The organism is Acidisoma sp. 7E03, assembly GCF_054665075.1.
Genome location: NZ_BAAFHE010000002.1, coordinates 164,805 through 182,315, shown reverse-complemented (window position 1 = coordinate 182,315; position 17,511 = coordinate 164,805). Strand labels below are relative to the sequence as shown.

Here is a 17,511-nt window from a genome sequence, read left to right as displayed (position 1 = left end):
CGCCAAGGACGACGGTAGTGCAAGCCGCACCGGGCGCGCCTCCTACTCCTGCCGCTCCTGCTCCTGCTCCTGCTCCTGCTCCTGCTCCTGCTTCTGCTCCTGCCGCTCCTGCCCAATCCTCACCCAGCTCCCTGGCCACGCCAGTGCAGGATGAGGCGGGCGGCGGAGCGACGACAGGCTCCGATGGGCCGGTGAAGGCAAGCGCTGACCAGCTTGACCGGCGACCCGCACCCGCCCTCTCCTGGGCACCGGCGACGAGCGCCGGAGCCGTTGCATCTGCCGGCGCCTCGGAAAGCCGTCCCGTCAGGATGCCCAGCTTGGCATCTGCCGCGCAGGATAGGGACGCGGATACGGTGCCTCGCTTTGCGATCCGCACCGCAGCGCCCCAGGCTGATGCGGCGTCGTCCGGCGTTACCGCGACGGCGGATGGCGCTCTGCATCTCGCGATCCCGAGCCTCGGGATCCCTGCGGCCGCTGCCTCCGGTCATAAGAGCCTGACAGAGAGCGCCGTGCTTGGCAGCGCGGGTTCATCCGGCCTGTTCGGCAGCGGCGCGCCGATGATGGGAGGGGCGATCCCCGGGCAGGGACTCGGTCACGCCTCCGCCCTCGCGGTGCCGACCGCAGGCAGCATGCCACTCGCGAGCGCACCCGGGGATCCGAGCGGGCTGTCCACCCCGTCGAGCGCACTGGCCGCGACGGTCATCGCCCTGTCACAGAACGGGCAGTCCTCAACGGTGCTGCATCTCACCCCTGCCAATCTCGGCTCGCTGTCGGTGCATGTCGCTCTCGCCGGCGACGCCACTGTTAACGTGGTTTTCGTGCCGACGGTTCCACAAACGGCGCAGCTGATCCACGGCGCCATCCAGGATCTGCACCATGCTCTGGCCGCTGCAGGCCTCAGCCTCGGCCAAGCGCAGATCGGCGGTGGCACCGGCGGTAACGCCCAGGGACAGGAAGGAGGGAGGAACAGATTCACGCCCGCCATGGTCACACCGCTTCCTGCCCTCGAGGCGGATGGAGCCGGGCAGAAGGACGGTCTCCGTGGTGCACGGGCCGTCGCCTAACATCGTTCTACCAACAAGGATTTCTGTGAATGGCGGCCTCCGCGGAGACATCTGGCGGCGAACGCGTCGAATTGGAGCCGATGCAGCCCGTGCCAAGCGATGCCCCGGCCATCACGAGCCAGGCCTTGGTCGAGCGGCTGCCCATCGTCCTCACTGTCGAACTCGGCCGCACCACCGTTTCGGTCAAGGAACTCAAGAATCTCCGCAAAGGGCAGATCGTCGGGCTGGACAAGACGATCGGCGAAGCCTTCGGCATCTATGCGAATGGACAGAAGATCGCGGCCGGAGAAATCGTCTCGATTTCAGAGACGCGCTATGGCGTGCGTGTCGTCGGGGTGGTGGAGGACGGCGATCAGGCGGGGGATGCCTTCCTGTGACCGCAGCCACCGTCGATCGTGATGCCTGGCTCGCTTTCGCCCAGCTCTGCGGGCCGGTGATCCTGCTCATGTTCGTGCTCGGCATCGCCGTCGGCATTCTGCAGACGGCGACCCAATTGCGTGATTCTTCGCTGCCCTTCATCGTCAAGGTCATCGGCGTCGCCCTGCTCTGCACCTTCGTCGGCGGCTTCATGATGGCGGGCGTGGAGCGCTACGCGACGCGGTTGCTGCTCGCGATCCCGGCGCTGCTCCATGGCTGACGCGCTCGCCCTGCGTCCGCCACGGCGGATTCTCCTGGTCGAACTGGCCGGCCCGCTCGTCATCCTGCTCGTGCTCGTCATGCTGGTGGTACCGCTGCCGCCCGCCGCCATCTCCTTCCTCTTTGCCCTGAACATCTCGGCCGGCCTCGTCATCCTTGCGGCCAGCCTCTACATCGCCTCGCCTGCCGAATTCTCTGCCTTCCCGTCGGTGCTGCTGGCGACCACGCTCATGCGTCTGGCCCTGAACGTCGCGACGGCACGGGCGATCCTCCTCAACGGTGCAAGCGGGCCGGGCGCCGCCGGGCGGGTGATCGAAGCCTTCGGCGAATTCGTGGTTGGCGGCAACTACGTCGTCGGTGCCATCGTCTTCTTCATTCTCATCATCATCAATTTCGTCGTCGTCACGCGCGGCGCCAGTCGCGTCGCCGAAGTCAGCGCCCGCTTCATGCTGGACAGCCTGCCAGGGCGGCAGCTCGCGATCGATGCCGAGATCAATGCGGGCATGCTGACGCCCCAGGCCGCCGAGAAGAAGCGCGACTCCCTCCGCCGGGAAGCCGATTTCTTCGGCGCTATGGATGGCGCCTCCAAATTCGTTCGCGGAGACGTGGTGGCGGCGATGATCATTCTCGCCATCAACATGATCGGCGGCCTGGTCATCGGCACGCTGCAGGCAGGGCTGCCGCTGGCTGATGCCGCGCGCACCTATATCCTGTTGACGGTGGGCGATGGCGTTGCCGCGCAAATCCCCTCGCTCACCATTTCCATCGCTGCCGGTCTCGTCGTCACGCGCGTCGCATCGCACGAGGATCTCGGCCAGCAGATCCGCGCTCAGATGGGGCGCTATCCGCAAGCCCAGGCGATCGGCGGCGCCATCATGGCGGCGATCGGCCTCATGCCCGGCATGGCGCATCTGCCATTCCTCCTGATTGGTGGCCTACTCGGTGGCCTCGCCTGGCGGCAGATGCGCGCAACCCCGAAGGAGGGGGCGGCGGCGACCGTACCGCAAGGCGAGGTGGCCGCACCGGTCGAGCCAAAGATCGATACGGTGGGGGACGTCACCGGCGTCGACCCTGTGGGCATGAGCATCGGCTATGCGCTGACCCCGCTGGTGGCGCCGGGCGAAGGCAAGCTGCTCAACCGGCTCACCGCGGTGCGCCAGCGCTATGGCCGGCAAATGGGCTTTCTGGTGCCCGCCGTCCATATCCGCGACAGCAGCGAACTTACGCCCCATGGCTATCGCTTCGCCTTGCGCGGCGCCGCCGTCGGTCAAGGCGAGGTCTGGCCGGGCCAGTGGCTCGCGATTGCCGGCAGTCTCGTCACGGAGCCGCTGGCCGTGGGTCGCGCCGTGCGCGACCCGGCCTTCGGCCAGCCCGCCCTGTGGATCGCGCAATCGGCCATCCCGATGGCAGAGGAGCGCGGCTATACCGTGGTGGACGCGGCCAGCGCGATCGCCACCCATTTCGCGGAAGTGCTGAAACGTCATGGGGCGGAGTTGCTCGGTCGCCCGCAGGTCGAAAGCCTGATCGCCCGCTTGGCCGAGACCCAGCCCCGCCTGGCTGAAGATCTTCGCACCAATCTGGCGCTCGGCGTCATCCGCCAGGTGCTGCAGGCGCTCCTGCAGGAAGAGGTTCCCATCCGCGACTTCGAGCGTATCGCCGAGGCGCTGGTGGACGCGTCCACGGGACCGGCGAAGGAGATGGAGGCCCTGCTCGCGGCCGTCCGCATCCGCCTCGGCCGCTTTCTCGTCACCCCCTTTCTCGGTCCGGATCTGACGCTACGCGTTGCGGTGCTTCAGCAGGGTCTGGAAGAACTCGTCGCCAAAAGCCTGCGCGCATCGCGGGAATCCGGCATCGGCCACGAAGTCGAGGCGGAGACCACCCTGCATCTGCGGCAGGCCGCACAGAATGCGGTGCGGGCGCTCAGCGCGCTCAACCGCAAGCCGGTGCTCGTCATTCAAGGCAGCTTGAGGCGGGTCGTCGCGCGCGCCGTCATGCCGATCATTCTCGTGATCGCGATCGAAGAAATTCCCGAAGCGACGGCCCTGCAGGTCATCTACACCGCTGGACCGGGCCAGACCGATGAGTGAACAGCGCCCTCTTCTGCCGGATGATGCGTCTCTACGCCAGCTCTACGGCAATTGGGTGAAGCGCACGGCCCTCATGCTCAAGGCCCGCATGCCCTGGGCGGATCTCGATGAGCTGTTACAACTTGGTGCCGTCGGCATGCTCGAAGCCTTGCAGCGCTTTGACCAGACGCGCGGCATCGATTTTCAGGCGTTCTGTGCGCGGCGCATCCGCGGCGCGATGATCGACGGGCTGCGGCGCGAAGGCGCCATCCAGCGCGGCGAGACGGTCTTTGACACGGAAGTGGTGGAGGTGGCCGCCGTGCAATCCGGCGATTCACCGGAAGATCCTCTGCTCCAACTCAGTCGTGCCGATGACAAGAAGCAGATCGCCGCTGCGCTCAAGACCCTGCCACCGCTCGAATACCGCGTCCTCGCCCTGCATTTTTACGAGGACATGAACAACCGGGAAATCGCCGCCATCCTCAACATCAGCGAGGGCTATGCTTCGCGGATCCGCAAACGCGCCCTGGAGGATCTTGCCGCCCGGCTCACCGCCGCATCTGGAGTGACCGCATCATGTCGATAATCATCGGGATCGTCGTCTCCTTCGGCTTCATCCTGTTCGCGGTCATCATGGACGGCGACAGTCCGACAGAGCTGATCGGCGTCTCCGCAGCGATGATCGTGCTCGGCGGCACGACAGGAGCGGTGATCACGCAATTCGGCCTTGGCCGCATCGGTGTCGGCATCAAGGGTGCGATGACCCTGCTCAAGCCGCCCAAGACGGACATTCCAGGCTTTATCGAGAACATCGGAAACTGGTCGAACCTCGCCCGCGCGCAGGGGTCTCTCGCGCTCGAAGCAGTGCTCGAAAGCACACCGGACCCCTTCCAGAAAAAGGGGCTTCAGATGATCATCGACAATACCAGTCAGGAAGATCTGCACACGATCTTCGGCATCCTGTCGGACAACGACTATCGCGCTGACATGAAGGCGGCCGAATTTTGGGAAGCGGCAGGCGGCTATTCCCCCACCATCGGCGTGCTCGGCGCGGTGCTCGGACTGATCCACGTCATGACGCGGCTCGACCATCCGGACGAGCTGGGCGCCGGCATCGCGACCGCCTTCATCGCGACGGTCTACGGCGTCGGCTTCGCCAATATGGTGTTCCTGCCTCTCGGCATGCACATCGCGGCCTACGCCAAGGCGCGCAAGCAGGAACGGCACATCGTCATCCAGGGCTTTCTTCTGCTCTCCGAAGGCAAGTCGGGCACACTCATCCGACAGAATCTGCAAAGCTTCGTGACAGACAAGAAGAAGGAGAAGGCTGCGGGCAAAGGTGCCGAGGCTGATCTCGGCGAAGCGGCGGAGCAGGCAGCATGAGCAGCGCGGGTGATGGCGAGAAGCCCCCGAACCACGAACGTTGGGTCATCAGCTACGCCGACTTCATGACGCTCCTCTTCGCGCTCTTTGTGGTTCTGTTCGCCTCCTCGTCCCGAAACCGGGCAAAGCTCGAGGAAGAGGCGAAGGGGATGGTGGCGGCCTTCCGCAACGTGACGCCGGCGATCATGCGGAACACGGGGTCGAACAACGGGGTGATGCAGCATCAGCCGTCGCCCGTGCCGCGGCCGACGGAACATCCAGCCTCGCGAACGCCACATGATGTGACGAAGCCGAAGCAGGTGGCGCCGAAGCAGCTTCCGGTGCCACCGAAGCCGCATGCCGAGAAGATTTCTCCCAAACCGGCGCAGCCCATGCCGCCGCCGAACCCCCGCCCGACCAAGCCGATGCTCAGCCAGGCGATGTCTCAGCAGCTGGCGGCCGAGGCGCTGGCCCTCGAGAAGGTGAAGCAACAGTTGGAGGGCATGCTGAGCCCGCTGACCTCGGGCCATCAGGTCACGATCGACGCAACCCCGCTGACGCTCACCATCAGCCTGGACGCCGCAGTCCTCTTCGATTCCGGCCAGGCGACGCTCCTGCCCCAGGCGAGGGATCTGCTCGACAATGTGGCGCAGAGCCTGAAGACCTTGCCGCGCCCCTTCTCGATCAACCTTCAGGGCTACACCGATAACCAGCCGATCGCGACGGCGCAGTTTCCCTCCAACTGGTCTCTCTCGGCCGAACGCGCGGTCAGTGTGGTCGACCTCTTCAGCCAACAGGGGATCGATGGCGATCGGCTCTCCGCCCAGGGCTTCGGCGAATACGTGCCGGTCGCTGACAATGCGACGGAGGCGGGGCGGGCCAAGAACCGCCGCGTCGTCATCGTCATCCGCGCGCCCGATGTGCGGTCCACCAGCGAGACGGCGGCGCCTGACGCCATCACCCCGCCGCCCTCCATGCCCATGCCCGCCACACCGCCTGCGGAACCTACCCCCGCGCCCCAGGGGCCCGCATCGGCACCCGCCGCGGCGGCGGCACCGGACCATCCAACTGCGGCGCCCCCGGCCACGCCGAGCACGCCGCCACCCGCCGCGGCGCATGCCCATGCAGGCCGCGGGTCCCATATCCATTGAGGAACCGCCATGGCAAAACCTGCCGGCAAGAAGAGCGCCTCTCCCAGCAAGACCCGCGTCATCCGCCGGGGCTTGGTCGTTCTGGCCGTCGCCATCCTTTGGGCCGCCGGCCATCAGCCGGACTCGTTCACCCCTGCCTCGACCCTCATCTGGACCCTCGGAATGGTGACCGTCGCCTTGCTCGCGCGCGCGGCCTTCGCGGTGATGGAGCCAGTCATGAAGCTCGGCGCCGGGATTTTGCTGCTCAGCGTCCAGAGGCACCGGCCAGCGCGTGAGGACGAGTCTTGAGTTTCATCCTCGTGCGCAAGATCCCCGATGCACCTGTCCCCACGGCCACGGAGGAGGAGGCAGCAGCTAGCGCGGCTCTGGCGCGCGAGATGGATGACCGCGTGCGGGAGGCCGTCGCGGCCATGCGCAGCGCGGCCGAGGCGGAAGGTCGCGCCGCAGGCGAAGCCCAAGCGCGGGTGGCCGCGGAAGCCGCTCGGATCGAACGGGAAACGGCGGTGGCCGCTGCAGTCTCGGCCCTCTCGGCAGCGACCGCCGAACTGACGGCGCCTCTCGCGCGCAAAGAGCAGGAACTGGCGGCCCTCGTGACGGAACTGGCCTTCCTGCTGGCCGCGCACGTCGTCCGCCAGGAGGTGACCCTGCGGTCAGACAGCGTGCAGGCACTCGTCGCCGATCTGCTCGAGGAGGCGACCCGGGAGCGCCACGCGGGGCAGACGATCATCGTGCGTCTGCATCCGCGGGACCATGCGACCATCGCACCACAGTTCGACCTGCCGCAGGTGCATCTGCTCGCCGACTCCCAAATCGAACGCGGCGGTACGCTCGTGGAGTTGCTGACCCAGGACGGCGATCCCATCGACAAGGTCGAGTGGGACGCGCAACTCGGCAGCCGTATCGAGACTCTACGGCGGACCTTGCTCGGCAGTGAGGACGAGCCGGCCATGGACCTGCCACCGGCAACCCGGCGCCCGCCTATGACGCCGACGATGGCCGCCGAGCGGACGGAAGCGGCGTGATCTCCCTCGACCGTCTCAGGGCGGAAGCGGAAACGCGGCTGCGCCCGGCCCTGGCGCGGGACCCGGTGCTCCGCTTCGGCCGCATCGTCCGCTCCAATGGCGAAGTGCTGCATGCGAGCGGCATTCGCGCGCCGATCGGGGCGCGCTGCCTCATCGACACTGGCGATGCCACCGCCCGGCCCGCGGAAGTGGTCGGCTTCCAAGCCGGCACTCTGCTCATCATGCCAGAGCAGGGCATGCGCGGCATCACCCGCGGTGCGCGCGTGCACGTCCAGAGCGAGTCTGCCGCGCCCTTGATGGGCGAGGCTTTGCTCGGCCGGGTTCTGGACGCGCGTGGCCAACCGCTGGACGGAGGTCCGGCCCCCGATCTCAGCCATCCCTGGCCTCTCCTCGGGCAGCCGATCAACCCAATGGCGCGTGCGCGAATCACGCGGGTCTTCGACGTCGGCGTGTCCGCCATCAATAGCCTGGCCACCATGGGTCGAGGGATGCGCATCGGCCTCTTTGCCGGTAGCGGTGTCGGCAAAACCACGCTGCTCGGCATGATGGCGCAACATGCCGAGGCAGATGTCGTCGTCGTCGGCATGATCGGCGAGCGGGGTCGCGAAATCCGCGAATTCATCGAGGATCACCTGGGCGGCGCACGCGGGCGAAGCGTCGTCGTCGCCTCGGCCGCGGACGATACCGCCCTCGGCCGCGTGCACGGCGCCTATCGCGCGGCCGCCATCGCCGAATTCTGGCGCGCCCAGGGCCGGCACGTCCTGCTCGTGGTCGATTCGCTCACGCGCCTCGCCATGGCGCTCCGCGAAATCGGCCTCGCGGTGGGCGAGCCGCCGGCCACCAAAGGCTATCCCCCCTCGGTCTTCGGTGCCCTGGCCGCCTATGTCGAGCGCGCCGGCAACGGCGCCGACGGCCAGGGCTCCATCACCGCAATCTATACCGTGCTCGTCGAGGGGGATGATCACGTCGGCGATCCGGTCGCCGATACAGCCCGCTCGATCCTTGATGGGCACATCGTGCTGTCACGCGCCTTGTCCGAGGCTGCCCTCTACCCGCCGATCGATGTCGCCGCCTCGCTGTCGCGACCGATGCCTGGGCTGGTGAGCAAGGCCCATCTCCGTCTCGCGTCACGGGTGCGCCTGCTTTGGGCCCGCCGCCAGGAGAAGCAAGACATCATCGACCTCGGTGCCTATGCGCCGGGCCGGGATCCCGTGCTCGACGAGGCCATCCGCCGGGCCCCCCTGATGGAACGGCTGGTGCGGCAGAATGCGCACGAGCCAGTCAATCTTTTGCAAAGCCTTGGTCTGCTAGAGGCGGTCTTTGCGGAGGCTGGACCATGAAGAGCAAGACCATCGAACGGCTCGATCTGCTGACGGCGACGCAGGAGATGCGCCTTCTGGACGAGATCGCACGACAGAGCGGTCTGCTGGAGCAGGCCGCGCGACAGCGCGATCTTCTTTCCGGCTATCGCGACAAGCTGGCGCAAAGCTGGCGGAGCGGCGCGGTGATCGACGCGGCCAGCGCACGGCGGGCGAATGCCTTCATCGCCGCGTCGGACAATGCGGTGCGGCAGATCGCGCGGATGGAGGCACAGGCGACAGAGGCGCTGCAAACCGCGCAGGCCGGCTTTGCCCATGCGCAGGAGCATCGCGCCAATCTGGCCGAAGCACGGCGCGGCCTCAGACTGAACGAGGAGCGGCAGGCTGACCGGCGCCAGGAACGGGCGCAGGTTCTGCCCGGCACGCGGCCGCGAGGCTAGCCGCGTGGCCGCCACCGCACAGGCAAAGCTGCAGGGGGTCGATGCGAATAGGAGCGTCTGGCCCTTTTCGCCCCCCATGCATCGGACGAGGAACGCATGAGCGCCTCTCTCTTCACCAATTTCTCGGCCACCCTCGGCCTGCAGGAATCTCGCATCAACCTTCTGGAGCAGCAGATCGCGAGCGGCTTCGCCGTTCAGACGCCGAGCCAGAATCCCTCCGCATTCGAAACCGCGACCATCGCGCAGAACCAGATCGATGCGCTGACCAACCAGAATGCGACACAGGCCACGGTTCAGACCAAGCTCGCGAGCGTGACCAATGCCTATGCTTCGGTCTCGACCCTGTACAACAACGTGCAGGCGGTCATCGAACAGGCGCTGAACGGCACCACCAGTCCGCAGCAGTTGCAGACCTTCTCCTCGCAAATCCAGTCCTTCTCCCAGCAGCTCGTGGGGCTGGCGAACAGCACCGCGCCAGACGGCAGCTTCCTCTTTGGCGGATCGCGTACCAGCCTCACGCCCTTCCAGACCGGGAGCAATGGGCAGGTGGTCTATCTCGGCGATGGTGGGCAGAGCCAAGCCGCCATCACGCCCAACACCACAGCGGGAACGCTCGCCTCCGGCACGATTTTCGTCAGCGCGCTGGCGGGCGACGGCTATAGCGTCGCGACCGCAGACGGCGCCAATGCAGGGTCCGGCACCCTCCTGTCGCAGGGCGTCACTCAGCCGCAGACGGCCGCGGCCTTTCAGGCGGGCTCGGCCGCCATCGTCCTCAGCTTCGCAGACGGTGCAACCGGATTGACCTATACGGCGACGCAGAATGGCACGACGATCGCCACGGGGGCTGCGACCGACGGCGCCTCAATTCAGCTTGCCGGACAAAGTTTCCAGCTCAACGGCACTCCTGCGGCGGGCGACAGCTTCACGATCAGCCCCAGCCGGCCACAGAGCGTCTTCGGCATGCTGCAGGGCCTTTCCTCTTCCCTCTCGACCGCCGTCAGTTCCTCGGCCAGCAAGGCGCAGCTGACGCAGACCTTGACCAACGGCTTGGCAACACTCGCGCAATATCAGCAAACGCTGCTGACCGCGCAGGCGCAAAATGGCGTCACGCTGCAAGCCATCAGCAATGCCGGCAGCAGCAACACCAATCAAAGCACTGCGTTGCAGGTGACGGTGCAGACGGCGATCGGCACGAACATGCCGAGCGCGATCACCGAACTGAACCAGACGATCACGGCCGTTCAGGCGGCGGCAAAGGCCTTCAGCGCCGTCCAGAATCTCAGCCTCTTTCAATATATCTGAGGACGAACCTTTGTCGGATGCGATCTTCGTCGTCGGCTACTACCGCAGTGGCACTTCGGCGCTCTCCGGAACGCTGCAGAGGCTCGGCGTCACCCTGCACAACGACGCGGATCCGAACGAACACAACCCGCGTGGCTTCTTCGAAATTCCCGAGCTGATCGAATTCGACGTCGAACTCTTCAACCGCTTTGGCCGACAATGGACGGACCTGCGTCCGCTCGACGAGGGATGGCACGAGCGGGCGGATATGGCGGGCTTTCTCTCCCGGTTGGATGAGATCCTGCGTCGTCGCTTTCAGGCAGAGCCGCTTTGGGGCGTCAAGCATCCGCATATCTGCCGTCTGCTGCCGATCTACGAACAAGCGGCGCGGCAGGCGGGCCACCGCATCCACGTCATCCATATCAGTCGCGACCCTTGGACGGTCGCAGACAGCCAGCAACGCAAGAACGGCCTCTCGCGCGCCCATGCGCTGCTGCTCTGGGTGTCCTACATGGTGTCGGCCGAGCGCAACGCCCGGCACCTGCCACGCAGTTGGCTGACCTATCGGGAGCTGCTGAAGGAACCGGTCCACGCGATCCGGCGCGTCGAGGCGGAGCTCGGTCTTCCGCTCGTCAACCGCAAGCCAGGGGGGATTACTCAGGCTAAAACCTTTCTTACCTCCCAGCTCGACCGCAGCCGGCCGCTGCCACGCGAAGGGCTGCTGCCTGAACTGGATAATCTGGTGGCGCGGGTCTGGCAGGCTCTGCAGGACCGAGAGACCGCACCGGCTCTGTGGGACGAGTTCGCGACTGCCTGCGCCGGTCTTGTCGGCTTCGTGGCGGAACTCGCGCAAAGCAAGGGCTCCGTCATGCCCTGGACAGCGCAGCAGGGTGCGGCGGCACAAGGGGACGCTGCGGCGGGCTCGGCCAGCCTGCGGCCCGCGGAACGCCTCGATGCCGGAGCGCGGGCCCGGCTGGAGGCACGCCAGGCGGCGGTGGAAGCCGCGCAAGGTCCGCTCCCTCGCGTCGCCGTCTTCATCGCGGCGCCACCAAGCCGCGCGCATGCGGTCAGTGAAACCCTGCAGTCCCTACGCGGCCAATGGCTGGCGCCCAGCTCCATCGAACTCATCACCGCTGAGGAGCTGGACTTGCCCGATCTGCCGACCATTCGCGTAGAACCAGCCGCAGGCGCATTGACGGCTCGTCTCTGCGCCGCGGCGAACGCGGTGCCCGAAGGGTTCGACTATGTCGCCCTTCTCAATGCCGGAGACATCCTGGCCCCCGATGCCTGTCTGCGCCTCGCCATCGAAGCCAAGGCGAGCGCAGCAGACCTCATTTATACGGACGAGATCGTCCAGCGGGATACCGGTCCCTGGATCCGCCACAAGCCGGCCTGGGAAGCGACGCGACTGCGCCAGTCGCCCTATCTCGGCGATTGGGTCTGGTACCGCATGGAAACGCTGCGCCGGATCGGCGGCTTCGACCCTGCCGCCGCCGGAGCGGAGGAATACGATCTCCAGTTGCGGCTCGCGGAAGCAGACGCCAAGGTCGTGCGCCTGCCCGAGGCGGTGTTCAACCGCAGCCCTCTCAGCCGGCGGGACAACATCCCCTCGACCATCTTCGTCAATCGCGCGGCAGAGGCCATCGCCCGGCACCTTGCACGCATCGGCCAGGAAGCGGACGTCGAATCGCGCCAGTATCAGGGCCTCTACCGCCATGTGCGGCAGGTCGCCGACCCCGGCACGACGACGATTCTGTTGTGCGACGAGGCCGAGATCGCGAACATCGATCTCTGGCTGCGCGAGCTGCTTTCGACCTCGGTCCTCACCGGCCCGATCATTCTGGCCGGCGCGAAGCTCGGCCCGCAGGTGGTGAGCTACTTCACCCAGGTCATCGAGAAAATCGAGGCACTGGAACACAAGGTGCTGGCCGTACCGCCAGCCGAGGGGCAGGAGACGGGCGACGCTCTGGCCCTCGCGCTGGAGCGCGTCACGACCCCTCATGTGCTCGTGCTGGACGCACGGGGGCGGCCCTTCAGCGGCGATTGGCAGCCGGAGCTGCGGGCGCGCCTCGCCGATCCGCGCGTCGCGCTCGTCAGTGCCAGGGGTCTCGCCCCTCTGCTCGGCGATGCCACGCGCTTCACGGTGCAGGGTCCCATCGTCATCGGCGCCGATGCCCGGATGGGGGGTGGCCATCTTGCGGACGATCCGGGACCCGGCGGCTGGCTGGCGGTGGATCAGGAAGCGAGCGCCCTTGCCCCTCCTGCCCTGCTGGCACGAAGCGCCGCACTCGCCGCCTGCCGTCTGCCCAAACTCTCCGGCGATGCTCTATGGATCGATATCGGCGCGCAGCTTCGTGCCGCGGGCCACGCGCTGGTCTGGACGCCGGACGTCTCCTTCGCCATCCCCGGCCAGACCATCCGGCCCGACTTCGAAGGCCAGTTCCGCAAGGGCAGCGACATCGCACACGCGCTTCCCTGGGAAGACCCTTATCACCACCCAGCGCTTTCACTGCACGGCGATCTGCTCGCCGCCGAGCCCTATCCGGGCTTGGTTAGGCCGGCGCCGGCGGATCCCCACAGCCTGCTGCTCAGCGGCCCCCCAGAGGCAGGGCTTGCGATCTTCAATGCCGCCCGTGCGCTCCGCACCGCAGGGCTCATCGAAGCGAGCTGGACGCCGGAGGTCGTGATGCCCGGGCAGGTCGGCCGACGCGCGCCGCAGCTCTGGCTCAAGGTCAATCCCGCTGCCGTGGATCTGGGGGATACCTATGGCTATGCCGCGATCTACACACGGCCGCCGGCGCCCGACGCCAAGCCCACCCTGGCGGCCGCACAGGCGCTCTACGCCACCTCGCCGGGCCTCGTCGGGACGCTGCGCAAGGTCCTTCCGCCCCAGAATCCCGTCACGCTATGGCGGCCCGCGCTCTCCCGTGCTCTCTGGCGCGACTTCACGGCCGGCGCTGGCATCAACAGCCGTCCGCGCATCCTCTGGATGGACGAAGGCATCACGCCGCCCTGGCTGGTGGATCTCATCAACGAGACGATGCAGCAGGTCTTGTGGATCGTGGTTGAGAAGCCAGGCGCGACCTATGGCGGCTCCGTCACCTGCATGCGGCCGCCGGGCAGCGAACAAGGCTGGGCGAGCGAACTCGCGGCGCTCGCGCCCCATCTCTGCATTCGCCCGGTCGATCGCGATGCCGATGCCGTCGCCGATCACTATCGCTGTCTGCTGGCCGCCGCCGCCGGCTGCCACTTGCTGATCGACGAACGTCTCGACTGCCCGCCGACGCTCGGCGCGCTACGGCTGCCCAATCGCTATGCCGCCTGGCAGCGGGCCGTGCGCCATGCCATCGAGGATCTGCACGGCACCATCGCCGCCGGCCAGAAAGCGCGGGAGGCCTGCCTCGCTCTGCCTGCGTTGGAGGATGCGGTGCCGCCCTGGGCCGGGCTGGAGCTCTCTCCTGGCAGCGGCAGCGGTCAGCAGGCGGCGGAATGACACCCGCGGTGCCGCGGTGCCCCGGGCGCGGCGCCCTGATCCTGGCCAGCCTGACCGCGACAATGACAGGCTCCGCATCGGCCGCAGCCCCCATCCCTCCACCCTCCGGCTTCCAAGATCCGGCAGTCGTGGCGGCCGCGGTGCATCAAGCGGTGGCTGCAACCGCCCCCGCCAACGCCGCGATCACCTTGGGCCCGGTGGCAGGCGCCGCCCACATGCCCGCTTGCGCTCGACCACTTGCCGTCACCGTGACCGGACAGCAGCCCTATCTCCAAGCCGTGGCAACCTGCCCAGAGCCGAACTGGCGGCTCTATGTGAGCGTCACGGTCGACGCGAAAATGGCGGTCGTCGTTGCCGCGCGGCCGATACCGGCGGGGCAAAGCATCAGCGAGGCCGATCTCACCCTGCAGGAGGAGCCGCTGTCACTCTATGCCGGCCGGCGTGTCTTCTACAGCACGGCCGACCTGGCGGGCACCACGGCGGTTCTGACCTTATCGCCCGGCACGATCATCACCGGCACTGCCATCCAGCGGCCCTTCTTGGTGCAAGCCGGACAGGTCCTGATGGTGGACGTCATCATCGGCGGCGTGGACGTCACGCTCGATGCCCGGGCGGATCAAGCCGGCCGTCTCGGAGACCGCATTAGCGTCACCAACCTCTCCAGCGGGAAGCACTTCCAGGCGGAGGTCACGGCCGCCGGCGCAGTTGTCCAGCTCGGGCGGTAGAGGAGGTTTTCGGAAAAGTCTCGGCGGCGCCCGCGAATGAATGGGCACGACAACCCGAACGAAGGAGCTTTCGATGTCGGCCATCGGCTCAATCCTGACGAACCAGGGCGCCCTGAATGCCCTGAACTCGATTACCCATACGGCGAGTACCAACAATAATCTGGAACAGCAGCTGTCCAGCGGCCTTTCCATCAATTCTCCGGCCGACAATCCGGCGGGCTACATCACGGCGCAGGGCTTCACCTCCCAGCTGAATGGCCTGACCCAGGCGACATCGAACGCGAACCAGGGCATCAGCCTGCTGCAAACCGCGCAGGGCGCGCTGCAGCAGCAGATCGGCGTGACGCAGCAGCTTAACTCTATCGCCGTGCAGGCCGCGAACGGCACGCAGAGCGCTTCGGACCGTCAGTCCCTGCAGTCGCTGGTCACGCAGCTCAATACGCAGATCACCAACACGGCCGCGCAGACCCAGTTCAACGGCGTCAACCTGCTCGATGGCACCTTCAGCGGCGTGCAGTTCCAGGTCGGGGCCTATTCAGGGCAGACGCTGAGCCTCTCCATCGCCAATACCTCGGCCAATGCGATCGGCATCAACCAGTCGACCGCCTCGGCGACCCTGTTCAAGACCCAGAAGGGCGTGCTCTCCACCCTTGCCTCGGCCGCCGCCACCACCGGTGCCTTTACCGCCGGCACCGTGAAGTTCACGGGCAACAACGGCAATACCGGCTCGCTCACGGTGGCCGCCAACAGCTCGGCCGCGAACCTTGCCACCAGCATCAACGCCCTGTCCTCGAAGACCGGCGTCGAAGCTCAAGCGGTCAATACGGCGACCCTGAAGGCAACGGCTGGCACCAATGGCTTCGCCTTCAAGATCCAGGGCAGCGGCAGCACGACGCAGACCATCAACGCCGCGACCGTCTCGGCGCTTGCCGCCCAGATCAACGGCCAGACCGGCACGACGGGTATTTCTGCGACCGTCTCCTCCGGCGGCGGCTCGGTAACGCTCACCCAGGCGAACGGCAAGAACATCAAGATCACCTCCGTCTCCTCTGGCAGCCTCACCGCCTCCGGCCAGGGCACGGCGACGACGCTGAAGAGCGGCGCCGGCACCGCGAGTGGCCTGATCCAGGGCCAGGTCGAATTCCAGGGCAGCGCCGCCTTCAGCCTCTCCGGCGGTACCAGCATCGGCCTCAACGCCAAATCGACCTTGACCTCGCTCTCCCAGATCGACGTGACGACCTCCACGGGCGCGAACAACGCGATCAACGTCGTCAAGTTCGCGCTCCAGGGTCTGAACAACCAGGGCGGTGTTCTCGGCGCGGCGCAGCAGCGACTCACCGCGACGATCGCCAACCTCAACACGAGCAGCCAGAACGTCACTAGCGCGCTCGGCGTGGTGCAGGATGCGAACATCCCGCAGGTCAGCAACCAGCTCACCCAGGCGCAGATCCAGGCGCAGGCCGGGGTGGCGGCGCTGAAGAGCTCGACGACGCTGCAACAGTCCTATCTGTCGCTGCTGCCGTAATGACGGCACCGGCCGGGACACTGCGTCCCGGCCGGCACGTTCCAGGCGATGAGGTGTTTTGATGACGGTCAGTTCCTTGAGCTCTGCGGCGATCCAAAGCCAGCTTGCGCTCTACCAGGCGCGTCTGCAGGCACCCATCACCTCGCTGAAGTCCCAGATCACGACGGATACGGCGCAGATTTCCGCCTGGGGTACGATCAAGGGCAATATGTCGAGCCTGGCGACCGCTTTGGCCAAGATCAGCGACGTCGCCAGCCTGTCGAGCCGCAGCGTGACGTCGACGAGCAGCAGCACCGTGACGGCAACCGCAAGCAATGACGCGACCACCGGAACCTATGCGCTGACCAATATCTCGCTCGCCAAAGGCGAGACCATCTACTCTGGGATCAAGAGCAGCCCCTCCGCCTCGATCGGCGCCAGTGCCGGATCTCTCACCTTCGTCCAGAACGGCAAGACCGAGACGATTTCCGTCGGCTCCGGCAGCTTGACGCTGAACGGCGTCGCGGCCGCCATCAACAAGGCGAAGGATGGCGTCGTCGCGTCGATCGTCAACACGACCGGGGGCGCCCGGCTGGTTCTGCAAAGCAGCAGCACGGGCAGTGCACAGGCTTTCACCGTCAAAGGTACGGGCGGCTTGTCGAGCTTTACCTACAATCCGAGCTCCAGCAACACAGGTTCCTGGACCGAGGCGCAGGGCGCACGCAATGCCAGCCTGAAGATCAATGGCGTGCCCATTTCCAATGCGACGAACTCGCTCGCGAATGCCGTCCCGGGTGTTTCCCTGTCCCTGCTCAGCTCCGGCAGCAGCACCATTCAGGTCAACAAAACCAATGCCGCGCTGACCAACGCGATCACCTCGATCACCTCCTCGCTCAACACCGCGATCTCCAGCATCCAGGCGCAAACCAAATACGTTCCTGGTTCGGGCAGCGGCTCGACCGCCACCAAGGCGCAGGTAGGACCTCTGCTGGGCAATTTCACGGCCACGAACATCTCCTACAACCTCATCAATGCCGTCTCGGGGGCCGCGGCCAGCGGCGTCAGCGCGAATAGCATCGGTCTCGGCGTCACGAGTGACGGCAAGATCACCTTCGACAGCACCAAGTTCAGTTCGGCCTATGCCAGCAACCCCAATGCCGTGCAGGCGCTGATCGGCAAGATCTACGACAGCCTCAACACCACCACGACGCTGGCGACGGGCGGAGACCATGGCAGCGGCAGCATCGGTGCGCAGACCACCTCGCTGAACAGCCAGGTCACCACGATCAATTCACAGATAACGCAGTTAACGAAGCAGAACAACGCGGCGCTTCAGATTTTGATCAGTCAGTACACGCTTGCGGAATCCGCCGCGACCAAAGCACAGATCAGCCAGTCCTATCTGAACGTCTTCCTTACCAGCGGCTCCAGCACGGGATCGGCGTGAC

At 66.5% G+C, this 17,511-nt stretch carries 16 protein-coding genes; all 16 read left to right on the top strand.

Annotated features, from left to right (window positions below; genetic code table 11):
* Positions 1-317 precede the first annotated feature (317 nt).
* The 16 genes from ACYQ6W_RS03705 (at position 318) to fliD (ending at position 17,510) form a co-directional block, all read left to right on the top strand.
* Positions 318-1,064, top strand: a complete 747-nt coding sequence (locus ACYQ6W_RS03705; RefSeq protein ID WP_459673648.1) for a flagellar hook-length control protein FliK — start codon at positions 318-320, stop codon at positions 1,062-1,064.
* A gap of 29 nt (positions 1,065-1,093) precedes the next feature.
* Positions 1,094-1,441, top strand: coding sequence for a FliM/FliN family flagellar motor switch protein (locus ACYQ6W_RS03700; protein ID WP_459673647.1), 348 nt, complete (start codon positions 1,094-1,096; stop codon positions 1,439-1,441).
* A complete protein-coding gene (locus ACYQ6W_RS03695; protein ID WP_459673646.1) occupies positions 1,438-1,701 on the top strand; it encodes a flagellar biosynthetic protein FliQ in 264 nt (87 codons plus the stop codon). The genes ACYQ6W_RS03700 and ACYQ6W_RS03695 overlap by 4 nt, the downstream gene beginning before the upstream one ends.
* Positions 1,694-3,787, top strand: coding sequence for a flagellar biosynthesis protein FlhA (locus ACYQ6W_RS03690; RefSeq protein WP_459673645.1), 2,094 nt, complete (start codon positions 1,694-1,696; stop codon positions 3,785-3,787). Before ACYQ6W_RS03695 ends, ACYQ6W_RS03690 begins: the two co-directional genes overlap by 8 nt.
* A complete protein-coding gene (locus tag ACYQ6W_RS03685) occupies positions 3,780-4,352 on the top strand; it encodes a sigma-70 family RNA polymerase sigma factor (protein WP_459673644.1) in 573 nt (190 codons plus the stop codon). The genes ACYQ6W_RS03690 and ACYQ6W_RS03685 overlap by 8 nt, the downstream gene beginning before the upstream one ends.
* Complete coding sequence (locus tag ACYQ6W_RS03680; protein ID WP_459673643.1) at positions 4,343-5,149, top strand: MotA/TolQ/ExbB proton channel family protein; 807 nt, start codon at positions 4,343-4,345, stop codon at positions 5,147-5,149. The genes ACYQ6W_RS03685 and ACYQ6W_RS03680 overlap by 10 nt, the downstream gene beginning before the upstream one ends.
* Positions 5,146-6,279, top strand: a complete 1,134-nt coding sequence (locus ACYQ6W_RS03675; protein WP_459673642.1) for an OmpA family protein — start codon at positions 5,146-5,148, stop codon at positions 6,277-6,279. Before ACYQ6W_RS03680 ends, ACYQ6W_RS03675 begins: the two co-directional genes overlap by 4 nt.
* 9 nt (positions 6,280-6,288) lie before the next feature.
* Entirely contained in the window at positions 6,289-6,567 is a 279-nt protein-coding gene (locus ACYQ6W_RS03670) for a hypothetical protein (RefSeq protein WP_459673641.1), read from the top strand.
* A complete protein-coding gene (locus ACYQ6W_RS03665) occupies positions 6,564-7,301 on the top strand; it encodes a FliH/SctL family protein (RefSeq protein WP_459673640.1) in 738 nt (245 codons plus the stop codon). Before ACYQ6W_RS03670 ends, ACYQ6W_RS03665 begins: the two co-directional genes overlap by 4 nt.
* Entirely contained in the window at positions 7,298-8,641 is a 1,344-nt protein-coding gene (locus tag ACYQ6W_RS03660) for a FliI/YscN family ATPase (protein ID WP_459673638.1), read from the top strand. Before ACYQ6W_RS03665 ends, ACYQ6W_RS03660 begins: the two co-directional genes overlap by 4 nt.
* A complete protein-coding gene (locus ACYQ6W_RS03655; RefSeq protein WP_459673637.1) occupies positions 8,638-9,060 on the top strand; it encodes a hypothetical protein in 423 nt (140 codons plus the stop codon). The genes ACYQ6W_RS03660 and ACYQ6W_RS03655 overlap by 4 nt, the downstream gene beginning before the upstream one ends.
* A 96-nt stretch (positions 9,061-9,156) precedes the next feature.
* Positions 9,157-10,362: a flagellar hook-associated protein FlgL gene (gene flgL, locus ACYQ6W_RS03650; protein ID WP_459673635.1), complete on the top strand. Its 1,206-nt coding sequence runs from the start codon at positions 9,157-9,159 to the stop codon at positions 10,360-10,362.
* A gap of 10 nt (positions 10,363-10,372) precedes the next feature.
* The gene (locus ACYQ6W_RS03645) at positions 10,373-13,834 is read left to right on the top strand and encodes a hypothetical protein (RefSeq protein WP_459673634.1); all 3,462 of its coding nucleotides are present in this window, start codon (positions 10,373-10,375) and stop codon (positions 13,832-13,834) included.
* Positions 13,835-13,896: 62 nt separating this feature from the next.
* Complete coding sequence (gene flgA, locus ACYQ6W_RS03640) at positions 13,897-14,559, top strand: flagellar basal body P-ring formation chaperone FlgA (RefSeq protein ID WP_459673632.1); 663 nt, start codon at positions 13,897-13,899, stop codon at positions 14,557-14,559.
* Between the two features lie 73 nt (positions 14,560-14,632).
* Entirely contained in the window at positions 14,633-16,084 is a 1,452-nt protein-coding gene (locus ACYQ6W_RS03635) for a flagellin N-terminal helical domain-containing protein (RefSeq protein ID WP_459673631.1), read from the top strand.
* 61 nt (positions 16,085-16,145) lie between these two features.
* Positions 16,146-17,510, top strand: a complete 1,365-nt coding sequence (gene fliD, locus ACYQ6W_RS03630) for a flagellar filament capping protein FliD (RefSeq protein ID WP_459673630.1) — start codon at positions 16,146-16,148, stop codon at positions 17,508-17,510.
* Position 17,511: the final 1 nt, after the last annotated feature.

Bases quoted from the DNA above. Each gene is read 5' to 3' on its own strand.
- ACYQ6W_RS03700 (WP_459673647.1), top strand. From the start codon at position 1,094: ATGGCGGCCTCCGCGGAGACATCTGGCGGCGAACGCGTCGAATTGGAG.
- ACYQ6W_RS03675 (WP_459673642.1), top strand. From the start codon at position 5,146: ATGAGCAGCGCGGGTGATGGCGAGAAGCCCCCGAACCACGAACGTTGG.
- ACYQ6W_RS03685 (WP_459673644.1), top strand. From the start codon at position 3,780: ATGAGTGAACAGCGCCCTCTTCTGCCGGATGATGCGTCTCTACGCCAG.
- ACYQ6W_RS03670 (WP_459673641.1), top strand. From the start codon at position 6,289: ATGGCAAAACCTGCCGGCAAGAAGAGCGCCTCTCCCAGCAAGACCCGC.
- ACYQ6W_RS03655 (WP_459673637.1), top strand. From the start codon at position 8,638: ATGAAGAGCAAGACCATCGAACGGCTCGATCTGCTGACGGCGACGCAG.
- fliD (WP_459673630.1), top strand. From the start codon at position 16,146: ATGACGGTCAGTTCCTTGAGCTCTGCGGCGATCCAAAGCCAGCTTGCG.
- flgA (WP_459673632.1), top strand. From the start codon at position 13,897: ATGACAGGCTCCGCATCGGCCGCAGCCCCCATCCCTCCACCCTCCGGC.
- ACYQ6W_RS03635 (WP_459673631.1), top strand. From the start codon at position 14,633: ATGTCGGCCATCGGCTCAATCCTGACGAACCAGGGCGCCCTGAATGCC.
- ACYQ6W_RS03680 (WP_459673643.1), top strand. From the start codon at position 4,343: ATGTCGATAATCATCGGGATCGTCGTCTCCTTCGGCTTCATCCTGTTC.
- flgL (WP_459673635.1), top strand. From the start codon at position 9,157: ATGAGCGCCTCTCTCTTCACCAATTTCTCGGCCACCCTCGGCCTGCAG.
- ACYQ6W_RS03690 (WP_459673645.1), top strand. From the start codon at position 1,694: ATGGCTGACGCGCTCGCCCTGCGTCCGCCACGGCGGATTCTCCTGGTC.